A 20,657-nucleotide genomic window follows, 5' to 3' on the forward strand; every position below is an offset into this window, starting at 1 on the left:
CTGCACCGGACGTCATGTCGGGAGGACGGGTCATGTCTTATAGCGGTTCGGGTAACATGGGTGGTGGTGCCTGGCGCAACGACGGCGGGGTGCAGCCGCACGCCTTCGATCCTTATTTGCAGCCGGAATTGTTTCGCGGCGTACTGACGCGACGGGTGTTTGCGTTCCTGATCGACCTCGTCGTGCTGTCGATCCCGGTGATCCTGGGTTACATCTTCATCGCCGTGTTCGGCCTGATTACGCTCGGGTTGGGCTGGGCGCTGTTCTGGCTGGCGTGGCCGGCCTCGATCGTCTGGGCCATCGTCTATTACGGCGCCTCGCTGGGCGGCCCGCATTCGGCTACCGTAGGCATGCGCGTGATGGATCTGGAATTACGCACCTGGTACGGCGCACCGGGTTATTTCGTGCTCGGCGCCACCCACGCGGTGCTGTTCTACGTCTCGATCTCGTTCCTGACCCCGCTGGTGCTCCTCGTCGGGCTGTTCAATGGCCGCCGCCGGCTGCTGCACGACATCATCCTGGGAACCGTCATTATCAACAGTTCGGTGCGGACCCAGGTCGCACCGGCAGCGCGCAGCTATTGACCAGGACTAAATTAATTGACCGTCAGCCTCCGCGGCGCGATGCTGTGACAGCTGCTTCGGAGGCCTGACGAACTGACGTGACCCAGCATTCGCGTGACACCCCGCAATTCTACCTGACGGCGCCGTCGCCCTGCCCGTATCTGCCGGGCCGGCACGAGCGCAAGGTGTTCACCCATTTGGTCGGCGACAAGGCAGGCGATCTCAACGACTTGCTGACCCATGGCGGCTTCCGGCGCAGCCAGTCGATCGCCTACCGGCCGGCCTGCGACCAGTGCCGCGCCTGCGTGTCGGTGCGCGTCATCGCCAACGAATTCCGGCTCTCGCGCAATTTCCGGAAAGTCATGGCGCGCAACGCCGATATCATCGGCGAGCAGCGCAGCGCGGTGCCGACCTCGGAACAATATTCGGTCTTTCGCGCCTATCTCGACAAGCGCCACCGCCATGGCGGCATGGCCGACATGACCGTGCTCGACTACGCCATGATGGTGGAGGACAGCCACGTCGAAACCCGCATCATCGAATACCGCCGGCGCAACATCGACTCCGGCATCACCGGCCGCGGCGAGGAGCTGATCGCGGTCGCGCTGACGGATGTGCTGAGCGACGGGCTGTCGATGGTGTATTCGTTCTTCGAACCGTCGGAAGTCAGCCGCTCGCTCGGCACCTTCATGATCCTCGACCACATCACGCGCGCGCGACGGCTGGGGCTGCCTTACGTCTATCTCGGCTACTGGATCGAAGGCTCCAAGAAGATGGACTACAAGGGCCGCTTCCTGCCGCAGCAGCGGCTGGCGCCGTCCGGCTGGCTGCGGGTCGACGCGACCGGCGAAGTGCCGTCCGAGCCGCAGGATTGATTTACGGACCTCATCCTGAAGGAGCCGCGCGTAGCGCGGCGTCTCGAAGGATGGGCGGCATCGGGGCCTCATGGTTCGAGACGCGCGATGCGCGCTCCTCACCACGGGGGTCGACACCTCATCCCACCATCGCGTCGTACAGCAGCTTCACGTTCAAAATCACGATAACCGCAGCTACGAACCACGCCGCGGCGGAGACGGCACGCGATACCGCGAAATCACCCATCTTTCGCTTGTCCGAGACAAAGCGCACCAGCGGAATCACGGCGAACGGAAGCTGCATCGACAGCACGACCTGACTGAAGACGAGTAAATCGGCGGTGCCGCGTTCGCCATACAACGCGGTGACGATCACGACCGGGACAATGGCGATACCCCGGGTGACAAGCCGCCGCGCCCAACTGGGAAGCCGCAGGTCGAGAAAACCCTCCATCACGATCTGGCCGGCCAGCGTCGCCGTCACGGTCGAGTTGAGGCCGGAGGCGAGCAGCGCAACCGCAAACAGCGTCGACGCGATACCGAGGCCCAATAGCGGCGACAACAATTCGAAGGCCTGGCCGATTTCGGCAACGTCGGCATGCCCGCTCTTGTGGAAGGTCGCGGCCGCGACGACGAGGATCGCGGCGTTGATGAACAAAGCCAACATCAGCGCGATGGTGGAATCCGCCGTCGCCCATTTGATCGCGTCGCGGCGGCCTGCGTCGGAACGTTCATAGGCGCGGGTCTGCACGATCGAGGAGTGCAGATAGAGGTTATGCGGCATCACCGTGGCGCCGATGATGCCGATGGCGATGTAGAGCATCTCGGGGTTGGTGACGATCTCGCTCGACGGCACAAATCCCCTCAGCATCACCGCGACCGGCGGCGCCGCGGCCGCGATCTGGATCGTAAAGCAGACGGCGATGACGATCAGGAGCGCAATGACGAACGCTTCGAGGAAACGAAAGCCCTTGTTCATCAGAAGCAGCAACAGGAAGGCGTCGAGCGCCGCCAGCAGCGCGCCGCCGATCAGGGGAATGCCGAACAATAATTTCAGCGCGATCGCGGTGCCGATCACTTCAGCCAGATCGCAGGCGATGATCGCCGCCTCGCAGGCCAGCCAAAGCAGGAAGTTGACGGGCCGCGAATAGCTGGCGCGGCAGGCCTGGGCGAGATCGCGACCGGTGACGATGCCAAGCCTTGCTGCGAGCGCCTGCAGCAGGATCGCCATCAGGTTCGAGAGCAGGATGACCGACAGCAGGGTGTAGCCAAACTTCGAACCGCCCGCGAGATCGGTCGCCCAGTTGCCCGGGTCCATGTAGCCGACGGAAACCAGATAGCCGGGACCGGCAAAGGCCAGCAGCCGGCGCACCCAGTGCCCGCCGGTGGGGACGGCAACGGTCCCGTTCACCTCGGGCAGGCTCGGCCGGGTGTCTACCGCTGCCTCAATGCGCCAGCCTCCAGTGCTGGAAACCAGCTTTGGCAGGGAATCCGGTGGCAAACTCGGTGATCTCGCATCCATATTGGCAAGATGGGGGATATCCAATCTTAATGCAACTCATTTGCAACTGCATGTGGATGGGTGGTTAGGACGCCAATCCCGCCCGCCCTGTCGGGAACCGGGTGGGTTTGGGGGCCCCGACCCCCGACAATGGCGGCCAATCGACATTTTAGGGAATCACGCCATGTCCGCTACCAAGGTCCCGCCGCTGCCCTCAACCTTCAACCGCCTCGCCTGGTCGAACCTCGCCGCCCAATCGGCCGAGCAGATCGCGCTCGCCGCAGCGCCGATCGTCGCCGTGCTGCTGCTGGGGGTCGGCGAAGGCCAGACCGGCCTGCTGCAGACCGCGCTGACGCTGCCGTTCATTCTGTTCGCGATTCCCGCCGGTTTGCTCGCCGATCGCATCTCGCGGCGCTGGCTGATGGCAGGCGCGGAAGGCTTGCGCGCCGCAGCGCTGGCCGGAATTCTGCTGCTGATCTGGCTCGGGCTGATGACGCTGCCGCTGCTCGCGCTGCTTGGTTTTGTCGCCGTCTGCGGAACCGTGGTCTACAGCGTTGCCGCACCTGCACTGGTGCCCTCGCTGGTGGCGCCGCCACAGCTGCCCGCGGCCAATGCGCGGATCGAACTCGCCCGCACTGTGGCGTTCGCCAGTGGGCCGGCGCTCGGCGGCGTGCTGGTCGGCTGGGTCGGTGCGGCGCCCGCGTTCGGATTCGCCGCGGCGCTCTCCGTGGTCGCAGTCGTGCTGCTGTCCGGCATTTACGAGCCCCCGCGAAAACCGGTGCCGCGGCGCCACCCGCTGCAGGATATCAAGGAAGGTGCGGCCTTCGTGCTGCATCACGCGCTGCTGCGGCCGGTGTTCATCACGCAATTCATCTTCAACACGGCCTCGTTCTTGCTGCTTGCCGTGTTCGTGCCCTATGCGGTGCGCCATCTCGGCCTGACCGCCACCGGCGTCGGCACCACGCTGGCGATGTACGGCGTCGGCATGGTGGTCGGCGCGCTCTTGGCGACGCGGGTCATGCGGCGGCTCGCCTTCGGTACCGTGATCGGGCTCGGGCCGGTGACCGGCTTCGTCGCCGCCGCCGTGATGGCGCTGACGACAATCATCCCGACACCGCTGCTGGCGGCCTTGAGCTTCTTCCTGCTCGGCGTTGGTCCGATCCTGTGGGTGATCTCGACCACGACGCTGCGGCAATCGGTGACGCCGCCGTCGCTGCTCGGACGCGTCTCCGCGATCAACATCATGAGCTATGGCGCCCGCCCGCTCGGCTCCGCGCTCGGCGCCATCGTCGGCGGATTTTTTGGCGCGGAAGCGTGCCTGTATCTGGCCACCGCGATCTTCGGCGTCCAGGCGCTGGTGATCCTGGCGTCGCCCGCGGTCTCGCTGGCGCGGCAGCCGGAGATGGTCGGCGAACCCGCGAGATGCTGATCGGACGTCATTGCGAGGAGCACCGCGACGAAGCAATCCATTCTTTGCTCGGGGCAATGGATTGCTTCGCTTCGCTCGCAATGACGGCCTTGGCGTTCATTTTCTTCTAAATGCCCCGCCAGGTGGTCCTCGGCGCTTCCCCCTCCCGGTTTATATGATACATATCATGTCATATCAGACCGAGAGCCCCCATGGCCGAGCAAACCGTAGCGATCGACGCAGCTTCCCGTCCGGAGGCCTCCTCGACCGTGCTGCAGATCGCGGTGCTTGCCGCGCTGGCGGCGACCGGGACGCTCGCGACCAACATCCTGCTGCCCTCGCTGCCGCAGATGGCTGCCTCGCTGAACGTCAGCAGCGGGGCGGTCACTTCCGCGATCACCATCTTCCTCGCGGTGTTCGCGCTCGGCCAGCTCGTGGTCGGGCCGATCTCGGATCGTTTTGGCCGGCGTTGGCCCGTCCTGATCGGGTTCGCCGTGTTCTTCGCCGGCAGCGTCTGGTGCGGCCTGGCCGCCGACCTGCCGAGCCTGCTGACCGGCCGCGTGATCCAGGCCGCCGGCGCCTGCGCCACCTCGGTGCTGTCGCGCGCCATCGCCCGCGACTTGTTCTCCGGCGCAGCACTGGCGCGCGCGATGGCGCTGATCATGATCGCGATGGCGGCCGCGCCCGGGTTCTCGCCGCTGCTCGGCGGCGCACTCGACCACTATTTCGGCTGGCGCTCCGAATTTGCGTTGGTCGCAGCCTTCGCCGGACTTGGCGCCATCGCCTACGGCACTGTGCTCGGCGAAACCCACAACGCGACGCGCACCCCGCTCGATCCGCTGGCGATCGCCAAAAACTATCTTGGCCTGATCGCCGACCGCCGTTTTCTGGTGCCGGCAGCGACCGTCAGCCTGATCATGGGCGGATTGTTTTCGATGTTCTCGGCCGCCCCCCGCGTCCTGATCGAGGCGCTGCATTTCTCCCCGATTGAGCTCGGCCTGTTCTTCGCCGGCACCGTGATGATCGTATTCGCCGCCGGCATGCTGGCAACGAAGCTCGCGCCCCGCTACGGGCTCGACCGCTCGATCCGGGGCGGACTCTTTGCCGCCGCAGCCGGCAGCGTCGCGATCCTGCTGGTGTCGCTGTTCACGCCCACCTTCCTGCCGTTCCTGGCGGCGATGAGCGTGTTTCTGCTCGGCATGGGCATCGTGAACCCCTTAGGCACGGCACAGGCGCTGTCCCCTTTCGGCGAGAAAGCGGGAGCGGCCTCCGCGCTGGTCGGCTTCTGGCAGATGATGACGGCCGCCATCGGGGTGTGGCTGACGGCAACCGTGTCGCATGAAGCGATGTTTTCGCTCGCCATCGTGCTGACGGTGTTTTCGCTGATCGCGGCCGGGCTGTACACGCTGCGCGCCAGGAAAACCGCCTAACCCGCCAGATACCGCTCGTATTTTCCGGCCACGACCTCGTCCGCGGCAATATCCGGATCGAGCGTGTAGAGATCCTGCGCATGGCCGATGCCACGCAGCGCAAAGCGGCCGGTGGACACCAGATATTTTCGTCCCGTCGCATCAAGGCCGGTGCCGAACGCGGACGACATCAGCAACTCCCGATCGACCGAGCTGCACATCGAGGCGATGCGGCTGACCTCGTTGACGGCCGGCCCCACCACAGTGAAATCGAGCCGGTCCTCGCTACCGATATTGCCGTAGAAGACCTGGCCGATATGCAGGCCGACATAGGCCGTCGTCGTCGGCCGCCCCCCGGCGGAGCGGCGCGCATTGAGCACATTCAAGTTGCGGCGGAACTGGAACTCGGCGCGCAATGCCGCGCGTTTGGCCACCGCCACGTTCTCATGCGTGAACATCGCCAGCACGCCGTCGCCGATCAGTTTCAGCACCTCGCCGCCCGCCTCATGAATGGCATCGATGGAGGCCTGCGCATAGTCGTTGAGGAACGGGATGATCTCATCGGGGCTAAGGCTTTCGCTGATCGCGGTCGAGCCGCGCACGTCGGAAAACCACAGCACCGCCTTGATCTTCTCGGTGACGCCGCGCGTGATTTTTCCGCTCAGCACCTGCTCGGAGGCGTCGCGGCCGAGATAGACCCGGCCCAGCGTTCGTGCGATGTCGGCGTGCGCGGCGGACTTGATCGCGAGCCCCAGCACCGGCACGAGGTCGCGCAACGCGGCCATATCCTGTTCACCAAAACCGTCGTCGCGACGGGTGGTCCAGTAGGAATAGAAGCAATCCATTTCTCCGATCGTGCCAGCTTCGCCGAAGCGATGCACGAAGGCGACGAAATGCTTGTGGCCCTTGTCGGCCAGATCGTTGATCATCGAGAAGTCGAGCGAGGGGCAATCGGCGAGATCGATCACCATCTCGTCGTGGCCATGCTCGAGCATGTGATGGAAGGTCGAACGCCGCCAAGTCTCGCCAGCGTCGCCGCCGCTGGTCGAGCCATATTCGAAGACGTCGCTTTCATTGGTTTCGCTGTCGTTCCAGCGAAAGCCGCGGCCCTCGAAGATCGGGTGCAGGGTGTCGATGAAGACGAGTCCGCGCGACACCGGCAGGCCTGCGGCGCAGCAGCGCTGGCAGAAGCCGCGGATCAGGTCGTTTTCGGGTAGGCCGGTCAGGCCCTGGCTCACCAGCCAGTTCATCAGGCGCAGGCGGGGTGTAAGTTCCATACGCTATTATGCCGCGCAATCCCGCCCGGCGAAAGATGGGCGCCAGCGCCTAAGATTTCGTCCGCGCGACCACTTCGCCGTCCTCTTTCACAAAACTGTCGGCGGGATGGTCGAGCAAATCGAGCACCAGTTCCGACGGCCGGCACAGCCGCACGCCCTTATCCGTCACCACGATCGGCCGGTTGATCAAAATCGGATGCGCCAGCATGAAATCGATCAGCTGGTCGTCGCTCCATTTGGGATCGGCGAGCCCAAGCTCCGCATAGGGCGTGCCTTTTTCGCGCAACAGCGCGCGCACCGAAATTCCCATGGCCTTGATCAGCGCGAGCAGCCGCGCGCGATCGGGCGGAGTCTTCAGATATTCGATCACCTCCGGTGCCTCGCCGCTCTGCCGGATCATCGCCAGCGTGTTGCGCGAGGTGCCGCAGGCCGGGTTATGATAGATCGTCACGCTCATGACCGAGCCTCCTTCGCAAGTGGGGCGCCCTCGCCTCCGGCGCGCAGCAACCAGCTCATGAGAGCCAGCGCGATCAGCGCGCCGCCAAATTCGGCGGCGATGAAGCCGGGAAGATCCACGGGGCGGATTCCGGAAAAGCTGTTGGTCAGCGAGCGCGCGATGGCGACGGCCGGATTGGCAAACGACGTCGACGACGTGAACCAATAGGCCGCCGTGATGTAAAGGCCAACCAGCCAGGGGATCGCCGGACGATTGAATTTGACGCCCGCCAGAATGGTCGCCACCAGGCCGAACGCCGCCACGGCTTCGGCCAGCCATTGTGCCCCGCCGGTCCGCATTTTCAGCGAGGCATCCAGCAGCGGCAGCGCGAACATCGCGTGCGCCATCACGGTGCCGGCGATGCCGCCGGCAATTTGCGCCGCCACATACGTCAACGCCTCGCGCGGCGTCAGCTCGCCCTTCAGCGCGAAGATCGCGGTCAGCGCCGGATTGAAATGCGCGCCCGAGATGGGCCCGAGAATCGTGATCAGCACCACCAGGATCGCGCCGGTCGGAATCGTGTTGCCGAGCAGCGCCAGCCCGACATCTTTTGTCAGGCTTTCGGCCATGATGCCGGAGCCGACCACGGTCGCGACCAATAGCGCGGTCCCGAGCGCTTCGGCGATCAGCCGGCGCGGCAGATCAAAGCCGGGCATCAGATCGCAGCGCCCGGCGCAGCTTGCGGAACGCAGCAGGCGCCTTGCTTTTCGTGCGCCACGCGGGCCACGCGCTCACCGGTGCCATCGCCATAGGTCGTGCTCTCGCCCGTGGTGAGAAAGGTTTCCCAGGAAATTCCTGCCGGATCGTCAATCCACGCCTTTTCCGATTTGGCGTAGCAGCATGCGGTTTGACCCTGTTCGACGATGTTGCCGCCGGCCTGACGCAGCCGTGCATACACCTCCTGCAATTCATCGGCGTTCTCGACCTGAATACCGAGATGATCGAGGCCCGCCTCGCGGCCCCGCGTCGAAATTGCAAAGTTCACCCGGGGATCGTCGAGCATCCACTTGGCGTAATCGGTCTTGACCACGGCCGGTTGCGCGGCGAACAGTGCCGAATAGAAGCCGATCGATTGCGGGAGATTCTCCACTGCCACGTGAATGTGAAGACGTTTCATGATGTTTCTCCCTCAGGCCGTAATTTTTGCGCGCCTGCCTCGCGCCGGCTTGCACGCGGCAATCGGCGCGCATTGCTCTGCGTGTCCGCCGCAACAATCTTCAACCATGAATGAAGTCAGGTTTTGAAACGCTGCCAAATCCGCTCGGTAAATGATCGAGCGGCTCTTCCGCTCGCTCATCACGAGGCCAGCGCGCGCAAGGATGGCGAGATGCGCCGACATGGTGTTTTGCGGGACTGCGATCGCCCGCGCGATCTCTCCCGCGGCGAGTCCATCAGGCTCATGCTTCACCAACAGCCTGAACACGCCCAGCCGCGTCGATTGGGCGAGAGCTGCGAGCGCAAGAATGGCTTGCTCGGATTCCATATATCCAGAATTATAGAAATGTTAGATCGCAGTCAATCCCGCCGATGCCAGAAAGACCTGAAAGAAATGTTTCCATCATGAGCCAGCGCCAGCTTCCCATCATCCTGGCACTCGGCACCACGCAGACGCTGGCCTGGGCGTCGAGCTATTATTTACCCGCCATCCTGGCCGATCCGATCGGGCGCGATCTTAGCGTCTCCTCGAACTGGATCTTTGCAGCCTTCTCCGCCTCGCTGGTGATTTCGGCCCTGCTCGGTCCGCGCATTGGGCGCCAGATCGACCTGGTCGGCGGCAGGTCGGTGCTCTCGATTTCCAATTTGACACTGGCCGCAGGGCTGGCGCTGCTCGGCTTCACCCATTCGATACCGATGCTGATCATGGCCTGGCTGCTGCTCGGCATCGGCATGGGCGCCGGGCTCTACGACGCGGCCTTTGGCGCGCTCGGGCGCATCTATGGGGATGCTGCGCGCCGCTCCATCACCGGCATTACGCTGATCGCGGGCTTTGCCTCCACCGTCGGATGGCCGTTGACCGCCTGGGGCCTGGAAAGCATCGGCTGGCGCAACACCTGCTTTGCGTGGGCGGCGGCGCACATCCTGATCGGGCTGCCGATCAACTGGCTGATGCTCCCACCTGTGGCCGGCGCCAAGGTCGCGGTGGCGAACGCCGTCAAGCCTCACATTCCCATCGATCGCACCATGGCGCTGTTGGCGTTCGCCTTTGCCGCGGCCTGGAGCGTCACCGGCGCGATGGCGGCGCATTTCCCGCGCATCCTGGAAGCGGCCGGCGCCACATCCGTGCAGGCGATTGCGGCCGGGGCGCTGATCGGTCCGGCGCAGGTCGCGGCGCGGATCGTCGAGGCCAGCCTGCTCAGCCGTTATCATCCGCTGGTCTCGACCCGGCTTGCCTGCCTCACCCATCCGATCGGCGCGATCATCGTGGCGCTGGTGGGCGGCGGCGCGGCCAGCGTGTTCGCGATCTTCCACGGCGCCGGCAATGGCGTGCTGACCATTGCGCGCGGGACGCTGCCGCTCGCCATCTTCGGCCCCAATAACTACGCCTATCGCCTCGGCATCATCGGCGCGCCGGCGCGGATGGCGCAGGCGGCAGCTCCGCTGGCGTTCGGCCTCTTGATCGACAGCATGGGCAGCCGCATCCTGATCGTCTCCTCCGCGCTCAGTCTGGCGGCGCTGGCGGCGCTGTTCCTGGTGCGCGCCGGTCCGCCGGCTCCGGAACCGCCGGGCTGAATTTGCGCTTCCCTTGGCGATGGGTTTGAAGCACAAACACGCCATGGAAAAAGAACCGGCAGCCGCCCCCAAAGGCTTTGTGCAATGGGCGGTCACGCCGCCGCAATCCTATGCGGTCTATCTGGTCTGCCTGTTTTTGGTGGCCGGATTGTCGTTCTATGTCGGGACGCTGAAGCCGAAGAAGGCGATCAATATCGGACCGCCGCCGATGTCCGCGCCGCGCAACTGATCGTCACCTGCGTGGTCCATTCTAACGTCGTCCCTGCGAAAGCAGGGACCCATAGCCACAGGCGCTGGTCGCTACATTCGATATCGCCCCCGCGTGCCCGAAACCACGGCCTGTGGTTATGGGTCACGGCTCAAGGCCGGGACGACGATCTTTGAGGATGCCCGAACGGCAAACGACACAGCGCTCTCGATTACCCGCATCAATCCGCTGGTCGAGGTATCGAAGCTGTATGGGCCCGACTTCATGATCGAGATCGAGGCGATCGCCGCGGCGTGAAATTCGACTAGAGCCTTTTCCGTTTCGATTGAATCGAAACGGGGCTCTAGATTCTTGACTTGACGCGTTTTCTTGACGCGAACCGGTCTCCACTTCGCTTGAAAACGCTCTAGTCGTAAAACTCCGGCGACATTTTCAAACCGTCGCGCTGGGCCTTGTCGTGGTTGATCCAGAGCTGCGCCTTCTCCCTGGTCAGCGTGTCCGAGATCTTCTGCATCGAGGCCAGCGTCTCGTCCTTGCTGAAATTGTTCACGGGCACGCCGCGATTGTCCCAGTTGCTCTTGAAATGAACGGCATCGCCGGTCAGGACGATGGCGCCGGTCTTCGGCAGTTTCACCAGCAGCGACTGATGACCGGGCGTATGCCCCGGCGTCGACAGGATGGTCACGCCGCCATCGCCGAACACGTCACGGTCGCCTTCCAGCTTTGTGACGGGATGCTCGGGCTTGAATCGGGGCGCGTTGTTGGCGCCGGGCCAGTCATATTCGGCTTTCTGCACATACAGCATGGTGTCGGGAAACATCTCGACATTGCCGATATGGTCGGGATGGGTGTGCGAGACCGCCATCGCCTTGATATCCGATGGCTTCACCCCGAGCTGGTCGAGTTGCGCGGCGAGCGTCTTGGGCCGGCGCCAGAACACCGCCTTGGGATCGGCCGGCGCAAGGCCGTTCGGCATCGCCGCGACCGCGTCGGAAATCCCCGTGTCCCACAGGAACCAGCCTTGCGCGTGCTTGATCAGGTAGCAGGTGTCGACGAAATCCATCGACTTGCCTTCGTTGATCCCCGGCGACCAGCGCGAAATGTCGCCGGCGACCCCCTCGCCGCAATTGAGAACGTAGAGTTTCTCGACGCCGGATTTGCCCGGCTGCGCATGGCCGGGACCGATGGTCAGCGCAGCTGACAGCAGCAGCACGGCAAGGCTTATTATTCTCATTCGTTTCAATTGATTGCTCCCATCGACGGACCCGAACAGGCCGATGGCGAGATACTACTTCATTGCCGCCGTCATTCGTCGCCGGTTACGCTTATTTGATCTCCGACGTCGCGACCCATATGCCGCCGAACACCGCGACCAATCCAAGCACAAGATTGGGCGTGATCGGCTCGCCGACGAGTTGGGTCGCAAGCAGCGCCGCCGCGACCGGATTGACGGTCATGGTGTTGGCGACGCGCGTCGGCGTCGCCCGCTCCAACGCCTTGACCCAGAGGATGAATGCCAGCGCGCCGCCGGCGATGCCGAGATAGAGGCCCGCGATCCATTGCGGCGGCGTGAAATGGCTCAGCGCCGCGACGCTGCCGGTCATGGAGCCGACCAGGATCAACGCCGCAGCACCCGTCCCCATCCCGACGGTGAGGAAGCCGAGCGCGCTGGAGCGCTGCATGAACGGTCGGGACCAGACATTGTAGAAGGCCATGCACAGCACCGCGCCGGTCATGATCAATTCGCCGCGCCACGCCCCCGGCGGCGCGGTGGAAAGTCCCGATGCGAGCGCTGCGATGACGCCGAGCACGGCGATTCCGACGCCGAGCGATTTTCGCACCGTCAGCGGTTCGATCCCGAGCAAGGCGCCGACCACCATGGTGTGCAGCGGCAGCGTCGCCAGCGCCAAACTGGCGCGGGCCGCGGTCGTGTACGATATCGCGATGTTGTAGAGAACGAAGAAGACGCCGAAGAAGCAAAAGCCGAGGGCCGCGACCGCCGGCCAATCCCGGCGCTGCGGCCACTTCGCCTTGAGCAGGACTGCCGCCGGCAGCACGCACAGAAATCCTATTCCCCATCTGAGAATGGCGAGTGTGATTGGGTCGGTATTCCCGGCGAGATAGCGCGTGATCGCAGCAGCAGTGCCGCCGAGGCTGCTCGAGACCAGCGCGATCGCAACGCCTACCCATTCGCCCAACCACGCCTCCCCTGTCTTGCCACATTCGCTTATGGCATCTTGCCGGTCAGCACGGCTTCGGCAACTACCTGGCAGGTACTCATGTCGCGTCAACACGATTTCGCAGCCAGCCTCCGCTGGTGGCGACGGAAAAGGGGCCTGTCGCAGCTCGAGCTCGCCGGGCGCACCAACATCTCGCAGCGGCATCTGAGTTTTCTGGAGCTCGGCCGCGCGTCGCCGAGCCGGGACATGGTGATACGGCTTGCCATCACCCTCGACGTCCCGCTGCGCCAGCACAATTCGCTGCTCATCTCGGCCGGCTTCGCGCCGGTGTGGCGGCAGACCAACCTCGCCGCGCCCGAGCTTGGCCAAATTCGCAGTGCGCTGGACTTCATGCTGGCCCAGCAAGAGCCCTTTCCTGCCGTTGCGGTCGATCGGCACTGGAATCTGCTGCAGAGCAATTCCGGCGCCGTGCGCCTGGTCGAATTCCTGGTCGGGCCATTGGCGCCGGATACGCCGATCAACCTGGCCGACGCCTTGGCCGCGCCGGACGTGCTGCGGCCGCATTTGGTGAACTGGGTCGAAGTGGTCGGCTATTTCATTCGGAGCGTGGAAGCGGATGCGGCTGCTGACGGCACGCCCGAGACCGCGGCGCTGCTCAAAAGGCTGCGCGCCTATGAAGGCGTCCAGGCGGCGGTCGACGCGCCGCCGGCCGAACTGGCGATCTCGCCGGTGCTGCCCATGCAATTTCGCAAAGACAAGATCGACCTGCAGCTGTTTACGACCATCGCGACGCTGGGCATTCCCCAGGACATCACGCTGCAGGAACTTCGCATCGAAAGTTTCTTCCCGATGGATGAGATGACCGCCCGCATCCTGCGCGGCTGGGCGGAAGACGCGTCTATCGCGCAATCAGCTGCAGGATCAGCACCACGCTCATCCGTGCGAAACTGAACATGTGATCGCGGCAGACCGCGCGCGCGAGCCGCGACTGTTCCTCCGCCGAATCCTGCGCGCTTCCAAGCCTGCGCGCGTTCGGAACGGTGCGCATCATCGTAGGCACGAAACCGCTGCCCGCCAGGAGCAGCGAGCCCCAGCCGATCCACCACTGGTATTCGCCCTGCACGATTTCCGCGCAAATGGCGGCAAGTGTCAGCAGCATGACCAGCGCAATCAAGCGGTTCATCGGATAGGCCTCGGTGGTGACGCGGCGGTAATAGGCCGAAATCGACGTCAGCACTTCCGGCGGCAGCACCTCGCTCGACGCTTTGCGCGTCTGCACGTCGAACATCAGATCGAACCACAATACGGCCAGCAGAAAACCTGCGCCGGTGGCGGCGAATGTGTGCATGGCGATCCCCCCTGTTGGGCCCACCCTAGTTCATCGCCGGGAGATCGCGTCAACGCTTTTGCAAATATCTTGCGCGCTCGGCCCTCTCGGGCATAGCCTGCAGCGGGGACGTCGCAGCCTCCCCGTGAAATGGCGATCCCATTCAAGCGCTGCTCGCTTTTGTTTGGAGCGAGCACATGGATGGATTTCCCCTTGAGATTTCGCTTTTCCTGCTGGCCACATTCGCCGGCGCGCTGGTTGCGGGCCTCTCCGGCTTTGCCTTCGGCCTCGTCGCCGCGTCGATATGGCTCTACATCCTGACACCCCTGCAGACCGCCACGCTGATCATCGCCTTCGGCCTGATCGTGCAGGGCTACTCGGTCTGGAAGCTGCGCGGGGCGCTGGACTGGAAAAAACTTTGGCCGTTCGTGCTGGGCGCGGCCCTCGGCGTTCCCGTCGGCGTCAGCATTCTAACCTGGGCCAACCCGGCGCATGTGCGGATCGGCGTCGGGGTCTTTCTGGTGCTGTACAGCCTCTACGCGTTGTTTCGTCCGGCGATCAAACCGGTTACCACAGGTGGCGCGGCGGCCGATGGCGGCATCGGCTTCCTCAACGGCGTGCTCGGCGGCGTCACCGGGCTGGCCGGAATCCTCGTCACCATCTGGTGCGGCCTGCGCGGCTGGCCCAAGGACGTGCAGCGCACGGTGTTTCAGCCGGTTGCGGTGGCGATCTTCCTGATGAGCGCGCTGTGGATCGGCGCCAAGGGCGCGATCACGCCGGATATCATCAAACTGTTCCTGATCGGGCTGCCGGCGTTGTTCGCCGGCACCTGGCTCGGCCTCAAACTGTTTGGCCGTCTCGACGAGGCCAGCTTCCGGAAAGTGGTGCTGGTGCTGCTGCTGGCGTCGGGAATTGTCTTGATGATCTAGGCGTGCTCGTGCGGGCAGGTTCCAACCTGGATTGTCGCGCGGAAAGTTCCATGTCCGCGCAACGCCAAAGCGGCGGCCGCGTTGACAGTCCGCGCCGGTGCGATTGTAATGTGGCGATGGGGGTCAGCGATCTCCCCATGAGGCGACATGCCCAAGTATCGCGTCCCGCTTGAGCGAGGGGCGCAGACGCATGTCCTGATCCATCTCATCCAGCATTCAGTCAAGACTCGGCCGCGCAGCATCAAGCATCGCCGGACTCCCGCTGTAAGCGGCCGAATATCTGGGGCGCAAAAAAGGAGAAAAATCATGAAATATCCCCTCACCCCGCTCGCGCTCGGCGTGGCGCTGCTGCTGTCCTTGCCCGCCCGCGCCGCCGACATCGACTGGAAGAAGGTCGACGCCGCCCTGGGCAAGACCGCGGCCGTCGGCGGCGAAGTTCACCGCTACGGCCTGCCGCGATCCGACCTGCACGTCACGCTGGACGGCGTCTCGATCAAGCCGGCATTGGCGCTGGGCGGATGGGTGGCGTTCGCGCCGATGCACGGCGAGGCCATGCTGATGGGCGACCTCGTGCTGCTTGAGACGGAAATTACGCCGGTCATGACCAAGCTATTGGAAAGCGGGCTGGATATCACCGCGATCCACAATCACATTCTTCGCGCCGCTCCCGCGACGTTCTACATGCATGTCGCCGGCCACGGCGACCCAGAGAAAATGGCAGCGTCGATCCGTTCGGCGCTTTCATCGGCAAGCAAGACGCCGTTCGACTCGCCGGCGACGACCGCAGGCCCGGCTCCGGCCATCGATCTCGACACCGCGAAGATCGACGCGGTCATGGGCGCGAAGGGAACGGCCAATGGCGGCGTCTACCAGTTCGGCATTCCCCGACGCGAGCCGGCTACCGAAGGCGCCATGCAGGTCAACGCCGCGCTTGGCGGCGCCAACGCCATCAACTTTCAGCCGACCAGCAACGGCAAAGCCGCGATCACCGGCGATTTCCTGGTCACGGGCAATGAGGTCAATCCGCTGATCCGGGCGCTGCGCGCCGGCGATATCGAAGTGACCGCGATCCACAGCCACATGCTCGACGAAAACCCGCGGATGTTCTTCATCCATTTTTGGGCTGATGACGACGCCCTGAAACTGGCGCACGGGGTCCGCGCGGCGCTCGACAAGACCGCGGTTGCGCAGCGCTGATGTTCGCCGGAACCGTCAGGTCTCCTCCTCTGGAGGCTTGATGTGCCGGAACGAAACCAGCAATGCGAGGTCGTAGACGATTTTCAGCGTGCCGCAGACCACCAGCGGCAGGCCGGAAAACGCCGTCATCAGCAGCGCGCCCGAGATCGCCGGGCTGATCGCCGAGGCCAGGCTGCGCGGTACAGCGGTGACGCTGGCGGCGGCCGGCCGTTCCGCCGGCGTCACCACGGCCATGACGTAGGAGGTGCGGGTCGGCACGTCCATTTGCGACAGCGCCGAGCGCAGCAGCAGCAATCCGAGTGCCACGTAAAGGTTGGGCGAAAACGCCGCCAGGATCAGGAACAGGCTGGAGGGGATATGCGTGAACACCATGGTGTTGACGAGGCCGACGCGCCTGGCGATCCAGGCCGCGACCGGATAGGAAAACGCGCTGAGCGTGCTCGACCAGAAGAAAAACAATCCCGCCGCCGACAACGACAGATCAAATCGTTCGAACAGCCAGAGCACCAGCAAGGATTGCGCGACGAAGCCACCGGCGAAGGCGTCGATGGAAAACAGCGCGGCGAGCTTGTAGACCGTGGCGCGCGATGGTCCGAGCGGCGCCTGCGGCGGTTTCTCTTCGGCCGGCGCTTGCGGAACCCGACGATAAAGCACCGCACTGAGAACGCCGAGCGCGGCGTAGGCGTAGAACATCAGGTGAAACGCGCCGAGCCTCGTGCTGCCCGCTGAAACCAGGAAATCGGGCAAGGACGCAGCCAGCGAGCCTGCCGCCGTGCAGAGCGCGCCGATCAGGCTGTAGCGCGCAAAGATATGCGTACGCCGCTTATCGGTTGCGCTGTGCGCCAGCACCGCATGTTCCAGCGGAACGAGAACGCCGAGATCGCCGCCGGACGGGTTGATGGTGCCGATAAAGGCGACCAGCGCGATCAGGACGAAGTGCTCGACATTGGGAAAGGCGACACCAGTCGCCGCCATCAGGCCCGCACCGAAGATCATCAGCGCGCGCAAGTCGCGGCGCGGCGCGATCCAGCCGACGATCAAGGTCAGCAGCGCCGTTCCCAGCAGCGAGGCGGTCGCCACCAGGCCGACGGCAACCGCGTCATACCCCAGCGCCGTCAGGTAGGTGGGCAGGATGATGATGGCAAAACCGTCGCCAAATCCGCGCAGGCCCCGCGCGGCATAGAGCAGCGCGATCAGCGTGTTTCCGGTTGACGCCTTTGATTCAGTCGCAATGCTCGTCATCGGTGCCTTTGTGAAACCAAATTGATCCCAAAATCAATCTGCTATGGCAGTGTCGTGATTGTCAGCCGGTCGAAGCGAGTCACGCTGTCGGCTTTGGTCCAGAGCGCGACGCCGCCGGCTTCCGCGAACGTCCGGTCGGTGACGCCGAACAGCGTCTTGCCGTCATAGGAGACGGTGAACCGCTCGCCTTCGGCGCGCAGGCCGAGCGTATGCCATTCGTCGGGGGTGACTTTCAGGTCGGCGCCACCCAGCTGTTCGCGCCGGCCATCGACGACACGATAGAACCGCACGTTGTCCTCCAGCGCGTTGGCGCGGGCGACATAGTAATTGTCGGCGTCCCGCAGCCGCACGGCGATGCCGCCGGCCTGATCGATCTTGCCGGCGACCGCTTTGAAGCGGATTTCCGCATTGAGATTGGAGGCCGACAGGCTTTCATGGATCGCGAGCGGAAACCGGTAGTCGGTGCGATCGGTGCTGGTCTGCTCGATCGCGCGGCCGCCCGCGGCCGTCGTGTCGGCGGTGACCGTCCACGCGCCCTCTCCGCCCCGCCCGGTCCTCGCAAAAGTGAAACCCGGAGGCGGCGAACCCTGTGTCATCTGATCAATGGCAATCATGGCAGCTCCTGTTTGCGCGGACGCGAACAGTTCCACATCCGCGAGGTAACACGCGGCGAGAAAAGCGGTCAGAACAGATCTGCGGGAACAAAAAAATAACGGCCCGTTCCGGTCCATGCGCAATCCTCGACACGTCGAGTGTGCGCAGAGCTTGGACGGAGGGCCGTCTGACGGGGAGCCTGCTTTGTCCCCGAACAGCTGCAAACTAGTTCCGAATGCAAGTTTTCGCAAGCCGCTCGTGCGAGGTGCGCGCGAGAACGGTTGACAGCGCGCGCGGCAGGCAGTTAATTCAGGCCATGGGGACCCAGCGATCTCCCCACGAGGCGACAAGCCCAAGTATCGCGTCCCGTTCTGTTTTACGAGGGCGCAACCATGTCATCCCACACCTCTATATCCCAAGATAAGCTTTCCCGTTTGATCGGGACGGCGAAGACCCCCGTTTTGATCGACGTCAGGACCGACGAGGATTTTGCCGCGGATCCGCGGCTGATTCCCGGTGCGGTCCGGCGGGGCCATCAAGACGCCCCCAACTGGGGCGGCGAATTCGCCGGCCGTCCGGCCATCGTCGTCTGCATGCGCGGCGAGAAACTGGCGCAAGGCACGGCGGCCTGGCTGCGCCACGCCGACGTGTCGGCGGAAACCCTGGAAGGCGGTTTTGAAGGCTGGAAAGAGGCCAAATTGCCGCTGGTGAACGCGTCGAAACTGCCACCGCGCGACGCCCAGGGGCGCACGGTCTGGGTAACCCGGGCGCGGCCGAAGATCGACCGCATCGCCTGCCCCTGGCTGATCCGCCGGTTCGTCGATCCGAACGCGGTGTTTCTTTTCGTGACGCCGCCCGAAGTCGTTGCGGTCGGAGAACGCTTCAATGCGGTTCCGTTCGACATTGAAAACGTGTTCTGGAGCCACCGCGGCGAGCTCTGCACCTTCGACGTGATGATCGAGGAGTTCGGGTTGTCGACCCCGCCTCTGCTGCGGCTCGCCACCATGGTGCGCGCGGCCGATACCGCGCGGCTGGATCTCTCGCCGGAAGCGCCGGGATTGCTCGCGGCCTCGCTCGGGCTGTCGCGCATGTATGACGACGATCTCGAACAACTCGAGGCCGGCATGTTGCTGTATGACGCGTTCTATCGCTGGTGCCGCGACGCAACCGGGGAAACCCACAACTGGCCGACCAACAAGGCGAAGGCATAATGGACGCGACGACGAACAAGACGGCGGAAGCTGATGCCGGCCACGGCATCAGCTTCCGTGAAGCTTTCCAGGTCTGGCTCCGCGTCGCGCTGCTCAGCTTCGGCGGGCCCGCGGGCCAGATCGCGGTGATGCACCGCATCCTGGTCGACGAAAAGAACTGGATTTCCGAAAGCCGGTTTTTGCATGCGCTGAACTATTGCATGCTGCTGCCGGGGCCGGAGGCGCAGCAACTGGCGACCTATATCGGCTGGCTGCTGCACCGGACCGCCGGCGGCATCATGGCAGGCGGGTTGTTCATCCTGCCCGGCGTTATCGCCATCATGGGGCTGAGCTACATCTACGCGGCCTACGGGAATGTCGGCTTCGTCGAGGCGCTGTTCTTCGGGCTGAAGGCCGCGGTGCTTGCGATCGTGATTCAGGCCGTCGTCCGGGTGGGAAAACGCGCGCTGCGCAACCGGATCATGATCGCGCTGGCGGCAGCCGCCTTCATCGGGATCTTCTTTTTCAACGTACCCTTCCCGATCATCATCATCTCGGCCGGCGTGATCGGCTATCTCGGCGCCAAAAGCGGGCGGAGCGAATTCGCCGCGGTCGGCCACGGCGGCAATGGCAAGAAAGCAGCGGCGGTGGACAGCATGCTCAGCGATGAGCTGCCCGACCATGTCCGCCCCAGCGTGCCGCGCGCGCTGCGCGTCAGCGCGGTGTGGCTGCTGCTATGGCTGGTGCCGGTTGGCGCGCTGCTGATTGGCCTCGGCCAGGCCAATGTGTTCAGCCAGATCGCGCTGTTCTTCTCCAAGATGGCGCTGGTGACCTTCGGCGGCGCCTATGCGGTGCTGGCCTATGTCGCGCAGCAGGCGGTCGAGCATTATCACTGGGTGCAGCCGCGCGAGATGCTGGACGGCCTCGGCATGGCCGAGACCACGCCAGGCCCGCTGATCATGGTGCTGCAGTTCGTGGGCTTCATGGCCGCCTTTCGCGATCCAGGCCAACTGTCGCCGATGCTGGCGGGCACGCTCGGCGGGCTGCTCGCGACCTGGGTCACCTTCACGCCCTGCTTCCTCTGGATTTTCTTGGGCGCGCCCTTCATCGAGACGCTGCGCGGCAACAAGGGGCTCGCGGGCGCACTGACGGCGATCACCGCGGCCGTGGTCGGCGTGATCCTCAATCTGTCGATCTGGTTCGCGCTGCACACGGTATTCCGCGAGACGACGCCGGTCCGCTCGGCCGGGCTGTCGTTCGACATGCCTGTCTTGTCGAGCATCGATTTTCCAGCGCTGGTGTTGGCGGTGGCGGCAGCGACCGCGATCTTCCGCTTCAACCTGGGTATGTTGACGGTGCTGGGAGGATCGTGCGCGGCGGGCGTAGCGCTGCGGGCGGCCGGGATTATCTGAAAAAGCGCAGCAGTCATAAAAAGCTAACCGGCATTCTCAATCCGGGGGTTACTCGCTGCATTACGGTGTCGCCGTAGATCAGCAGCTTTCGGGACGTTTCCCGGTGAGTCTGCAGATATATCGCAATTGAAGCCACGGCC

General features: G+C 64.3%; 23 protein-coding genes. 12 read left to right on the plus strand and 11 right to left on the minus strand.

Annotated features, from left to right (window positions below; genetic code table 11):
• Positions 1–32 precede the first annotated feature (32 nt).
• Positions 33–584: an RDD family protein gene (locus NL528_RS26370; RefSeq protein ID WP_309177382.1), complete on the plus strand. Its 552-nt coding sequence runs from the start codon at positions 33–35 to the stop codon at positions 582–584.
• Positions 585–661: 77 nt separating this feature from the next.
• Positions 662–1,438: an arginyltransferase gene (locus tag NL528_RS26375; RefSeq protein ID WP_309177383.1), complete on the plus strand. Its 777-nt coding sequence runs from the start codon at positions 662–664 to the stop codon at positions 1,436–1,438.
• 118 nt (positions 1,439–1,556) lie between these two features.
• Here the strand turns inward: NL528_RS26375 and NL528_RS26380 are convergent, their stop codons facing one another.
• On the minus strand, positions 1,557–2,939 hold the full coding sequence (locus NL528_RS26380; protein ID WP_309185033.1) for an Nramp family divalent metal transporter: 1,383 nt from the start codon (positions 2,937–2,939) through the stop codon (positions 1,557–1,559).
• Positions 2,940–3,102: 163 nt separating this feature from the next.
• Between NL528_RS26380 and NL528_RS26385 the strand changes: the two genes are divergently transcribed.
• Together NL528_RS26385 and NL528_RS26390 are read left to right on the plus strand one after the other, a co-directional pair.
• Positions 3,103–4,347 (plus strand): MFS transporter, encoded by a 1,245-nt coding sequence (locus NL528_RS26385; protein ID WP_309177384.1) that lies wholly within the window; start codon positions 3,103–3,105, stop codon positions 4,345–4,347.
• Between the two features lie 191 nt (positions 4,348–4,538).
• On the plus strand, positions 4,539–5,756 hold the full coding sequence (locus NL528_RS26390; RefSeq protein ID WP_309177385.1) for a multidrug effflux MFS transporter: 1,218 nt from the start codon (positions 4,539–4,541) through the stop codon (positions 5,754–5,756).
• Here NL528_RS26390 and NL528_RS26395 read toward each other — a convergent pair.
• Genes NL528_RS26395 through NL528_RS26415 form a run of 5 tightly spaced genes read right to left on the minus strand, consistent with a single transcriptional unit; the run spans position 5,753 to position 8,991 of the window.
• Entirely contained in the window at positions 5,753–7,012 is a 1,260-nt protein-coding gene (locus tag NL528_RS26395; protein ID WP_309177386.1) for an adenylate/guanylate cyclase domain-containing protein, read from the minus strand. The genes NL528_RS26390 and NL528_RS26395 overlap by 4 nt on opposite strands.
• 49 nt (positions 7,013–7,061) lie before the next feature.
• Positions 7,062–7,469 carry an arsenate reductase (glutaredoxin) gene (gene arsC, locus NL528_RS26400; RefSeq protein WP_309177387.1) on the minus strand — a complete coding sequence of 136 codons (408 nt, stop codon included), beginning with the start codon at positions 7,467–7,469 and terminating at the stop codon, positions 7,062–7,064.
• Complete coding sequence (locus tag NL528_RS26405) at positions 7,466–8,164, minus strand: MIP/aquaporin family protein (RefSeq protein WP_309177388.1); 699 nt, start codon at positions 8,162–8,164, stop codon at positions 7,466–7,468. The genes arsC and NL528_RS26405 overlap by 4 nt, the downstream gene beginning before the upstream one ends.
• Positions 8,164–8,625 (minus strand): ArsI/CadI family heavy metal resistance metalloenzyme, encoded by a 462-nt coding sequence (locus tag NL528_RS26410; RefSeq protein ID WP_309177389.1) that lies wholly within the window; start codon positions 8,623–8,625, stop codon positions 8,164–8,166. The genes NL528_RS26405 and NL528_RS26410 overlap by 1 nt, the downstream gene beginning before the upstream one ends.
• A 12-nt stretch (positions 8,626–8,637) precedes the next feature.
• Positions 8,638–8,991: a metalloregulator ArsR/SmtB family transcription factor gene (locus NL528_RS26415; RefSeq protein ID WP_309177390.1), complete on the minus strand. Its 354-nt coding sequence runs from the start codon at positions 8,989–8,991 to the stop codon at positions 8,638–8,640.
• Positions 8,992–9,068: 77 nt separating this feature from the next.
• Between NL528_RS26415 and NL528_RS26420 the strand changes: the two genes are divergently transcribed.
• The 3 genes from NL528_RS26420 to NL528_RS26430 all read left to right on the plus strand — a co-directional run bounded on the left by NL528_RS26420 (position 9,069) and on the right by NL528_RS26430 (position 10,743).
• Positions 9,069–10,238: an MFS transporter gene (locus NL528_RS26420; protein WP_309177391.1), complete on the plus strand. Its 1,170-nt coding sequence runs from the start codon at positions 9,069–9,071 to the stop codon at positions 10,236–10,238.
• 43 nt (positions 10,239–10,281) lie between these two features.
• A complete protein-coding gene (locus NL528_RS26425) occupies positions 10,282–10,467 on the plus strand; it encodes a hypothetical protein (RefSeq protein WP_309177392.1) in 186 nt (61 codons plus the stop codon).
• Between the two features lie 93 nt (positions 10,468–10,560).
• On the plus strand, positions 10,561–10,743 hold the full coding sequence (locus NL528_RS26430) for a hypothetical protein (RefSeq protein ID WP_309177393.1): 183 nt from the start codon (positions 10,561–10,563) through the stop codon (positions 10,741–10,743).
• A gap of 109 nt (positions 10,744–10,852) precedes the next feature.
• On the opposite strand, the gene NL528_RS26435 is transcribed toward NL528_RS26430, so the two are convergent.
• Positions 10,853–11,680, minus strand: a complete 828-nt coding sequence (locus NL528_RS26435) for an N-acyl homoserine lactonase family protein (RefSeq protein ID WP_309185034.1) — start codon at positions 11,678–11,680, stop codon at positions 10,853–10,855.
• A gap of 91 nt (positions 11,681–11,771) precedes the next feature.
• Complete coding sequence (locus tag NL528_RS26440; RefSeq protein ID WP_309177394.1) at positions 11,772–12,644, minus strand: DMT family transporter; 873 nt, start codon at positions 12,642–12,644, stop codon at positions 11,772–11,774.
• An 81-nt stretch (positions 12,645–12,725) separates the two neighbouring features.
• Between NL528_RS26440 and NL528_RS26445 the strand changes: the two genes are divergently transcribed.
• Positions 12,726–13,577 carry a helix-turn-helix domain-containing protein gene (locus NL528_RS26445; protein WP_309177395.1) on the plus strand — a complete coding sequence of 284 codons (852 nt, stop codon included), beginning with the start codon at positions 12,726–12,728 and terminating at the stop codon, positions 13,575–13,577.
• Here the strand turns inward: NL528_RS26445 and NL528_RS26450 are convergent.
• Complete coding sequence (locus tag NL528_RS26450; protein WP_309177396.1) at positions 13,525–13,974, minus strand: hypothetical protein; 450 nt, start codon at positions 13,972–13,974, stop codon at positions 13,525–13,527. The two genes, NL528_RS26445 and NL528_RS26450, sit on opposite strands and share 53 nt — an antisense overlap.
• A 176-nt stretch (positions 13,975–14,150) precedes the next feature.
• Here NL528_RS26450 and NL528_RS26455 point away from each other — a divergent pair, with 176 nt between their 5' ends.
• On the plus strand, positions 14,151–14,882 hold the full coding sequence (locus NL528_RS26455; protein ID WP_309177397.1) for a sulfite exporter TauE/SafE family protein: 732 nt from the start codon (positions 14,151–14,153) through the stop codon (positions 14,880–14,882).
• A gap of 306 nt (positions 14,883–15,188) precedes the next feature.
• Positions 15,189–16,079: a DUF1259 domain-containing protein gene (locus tag NL528_RS26460; RefSeq protein ID WP_309177398.1), complete on the plus strand. Its 891-nt coding sequence runs from the start codon at positions 15,189–15,191 to the stop codon at positions 16,077–16,079.
• Positions 16,080–16,094: 15 nt separating this feature from the next.
• Here the strand turns inward: NL528_RS26460 and NL528_RS26465 are convergent, their stop codons facing one another.
• Positions 16,095–17,321 carry an MFS transporter gene (locus NL528_RS26465; RefSeq protein WP_309177399.1) on the minus strand — a complete coding sequence of 409 codons (1,227 nt, stop codon included), beginning with the start codon at positions 17,319–17,321 and terminating at the stop codon, positions 16,095–16,097.
• Positions 17,322–17,362: 41 nt separating this feature from the next.
• A complete protein-coding gene (locus NL528_RS26470) occupies positions 17,363–17,935 on the minus strand; it encodes a hypothetical protein (protein ID WP_309177400.1) in 573 nt (190 codons plus the stop codon).
• Between the two features lie 372 nt (positions 17,936–18,307).
• On the opposite strand from NL528_RS26470, the gene NL528_RS26475 reads away from it, so the two are divergent.
• Positions 18,308–19,126 carry a chromate resistance protein ChrB domain-containing protein gene (locus NL528_RS26475; protein WP_309177401.1) on the plus strand — a complete coding sequence of 273 codons (819 nt, stop codon included), beginning with the start codon at positions 18,308–18,310 and terminating at the stop codon, positions 19,124–19,126.
• Entirely contained in the window at positions 19,126–20,517 is a 1,392-nt protein-coding gene (gene chrA, locus NL528_RS26480) for a chromate efflux transporter (RefSeq protein ID WP_309177402.1), read from the plus strand. The genes NL528_RS26475 and chrA overlap by 1 nt, the downstream gene beginning before the upstream one ends.
• Positions 20,518–20,657 lie beyond the last annotated feature (140 nt).

The organism is Bradyrhizobium sp. Ash2021 (assembly GCF_031202265.1).
GTDB lineage: Bacteria > Pseudomonadota > Alphaproteobacteria > Rhizobiales > Xanthobacteraceae > Bradyrhizobium.

Coding starts and splice junctions, on each gene's coding strand:
- NL528_RS26445 (WP_309177395.1), top strand. CDS start 12,726: ATGTCGCGTCAACACGATTTCGCAGCCAGCCTCCGCTGGTGGCGACGG.
- NL528_RS26370 (WP_309177382.1), top strand. CDS start 33: ATGTCTTATAGCGGTTCGGGTAACATGGGTGGTGGTGCCTGGCGCAAC.
- NL528_RS26415 (WP_309177390.1), bottom strand. CDS start 8,991: ATGGAATCCGAGCAAGCCATTCTTGCGCTCGCAGCTCTCGCCCAATCG.
- NL528_RS26425 (WP_309177392.1), top strand. CDS start 10,282: ATGGAAAAAGAACCGGCAGCCGCCCCCAAAGGCTTTGTGCAATGGGCG.
- NL528_RS26380 (WP_309185033.1), bottom strand. CDS start 2,939: ATGGATGCGAGATCACCGAGTTTGCCACCGGATTCCCTGCCAAAGCTG.
- NL528_RS26465 (WP_309177399.1), bottom strand. CDS start 17,321: ATGACGAGCATTGCGACTGAATCAAAGGCGTCAACCGGAAACACGCTG.
- chrA (WP_309177402.1), top strand. CDS start 19,126: ATGGACGCGACGACGAACAAGACGGCGGAAGCTGATGCCGGCCACGGC.
- NL528_RS26435 (WP_309185034.1), bottom strand. CDS start 11,680: ATGAGAATAATAAGCCTTGCCGTGCTGCTGCTGTCAGCTGCGCTGACC.
- NL528_RS26410 (WP_309177389.1), bottom strand. CDS start 8,625: ATGAAACGTCTTCACATTCACGTGGCAGTGGAGAATCTCCCGCAATCG.
- NL528_RS26450 (WP_309177396.1), bottom strand. CDS start 13,974: ATGCACACATTCGCCGCCACCGGCGCAGGTTTTCTGCTGGCCGTATTG.
- NL528_RS26470 (WP_309177400.1), bottom strand. CDS start 17,935: ATGATTGCCATTGATCAGATGACACAGGGTTCGCCGCCTCCGGGTTTC.
- NL528_RS26460 (WP_309177398.1), top strand. CDS start 15,189: ATGAAATATCCCCTCACCCCGCTCGCGCTCGGCGTGGCGCTGCTGCTG.
- NL528_RS26395 (WP_309177386.1), bottom strand. CDS start 7,012: ATGGAACTTACACCCCGCCTGCGCCTGATGAACTGGCTGGTGAGCCAG.
- NL528_RS26385 (WP_309177384.1), top strand. CDS start 3,103: ATGTCCGCTACCAAGGTCCCGCCGCTGCCCTCAACCTTCAACCGCCTC.
- NL528_RS26405 (WP_309177388.1), bottom strand. CDS start 8,164: ATGCCCGGCTTTGATCTGCCGCGCCGGCTGATCGCCGAAGCGCTCGGG.
- NL528_RS26390 (WP_309177385.1), top strand. CDS start 4,539: ATGGCCGAGCAAACCGTAGCGATCGACGCAGCTTCCCGTCCGGAGGCC.
- NL528_RS26455 (WP_309177397.1), top strand. CDS start 14,151: ATGGATGGATTTCCCCTTGAGATTTCGCTTTTCCTGCTGGCCACATTC.
- arsC (WP_309177387.1), bottom strand. CDS start 7,469: ATGAGCGTGACGATCTATCATAACCCGGCCTGCGGCACCTCGCGCAAC.
- NL528_RS26475 (WP_309177401.1), top strand. CDS start 18,308: ATGTCATCCCACACCTCTATATCCCAAGATAAGCTTTCCCGTTTGATC.
- NL528_RS26420 (WP_309177391.1), top strand. CDS start 9,069: ATGAGCCAGCGCCAGCTTCCCATCATCCTGGCACTCGGCACCACGCAG.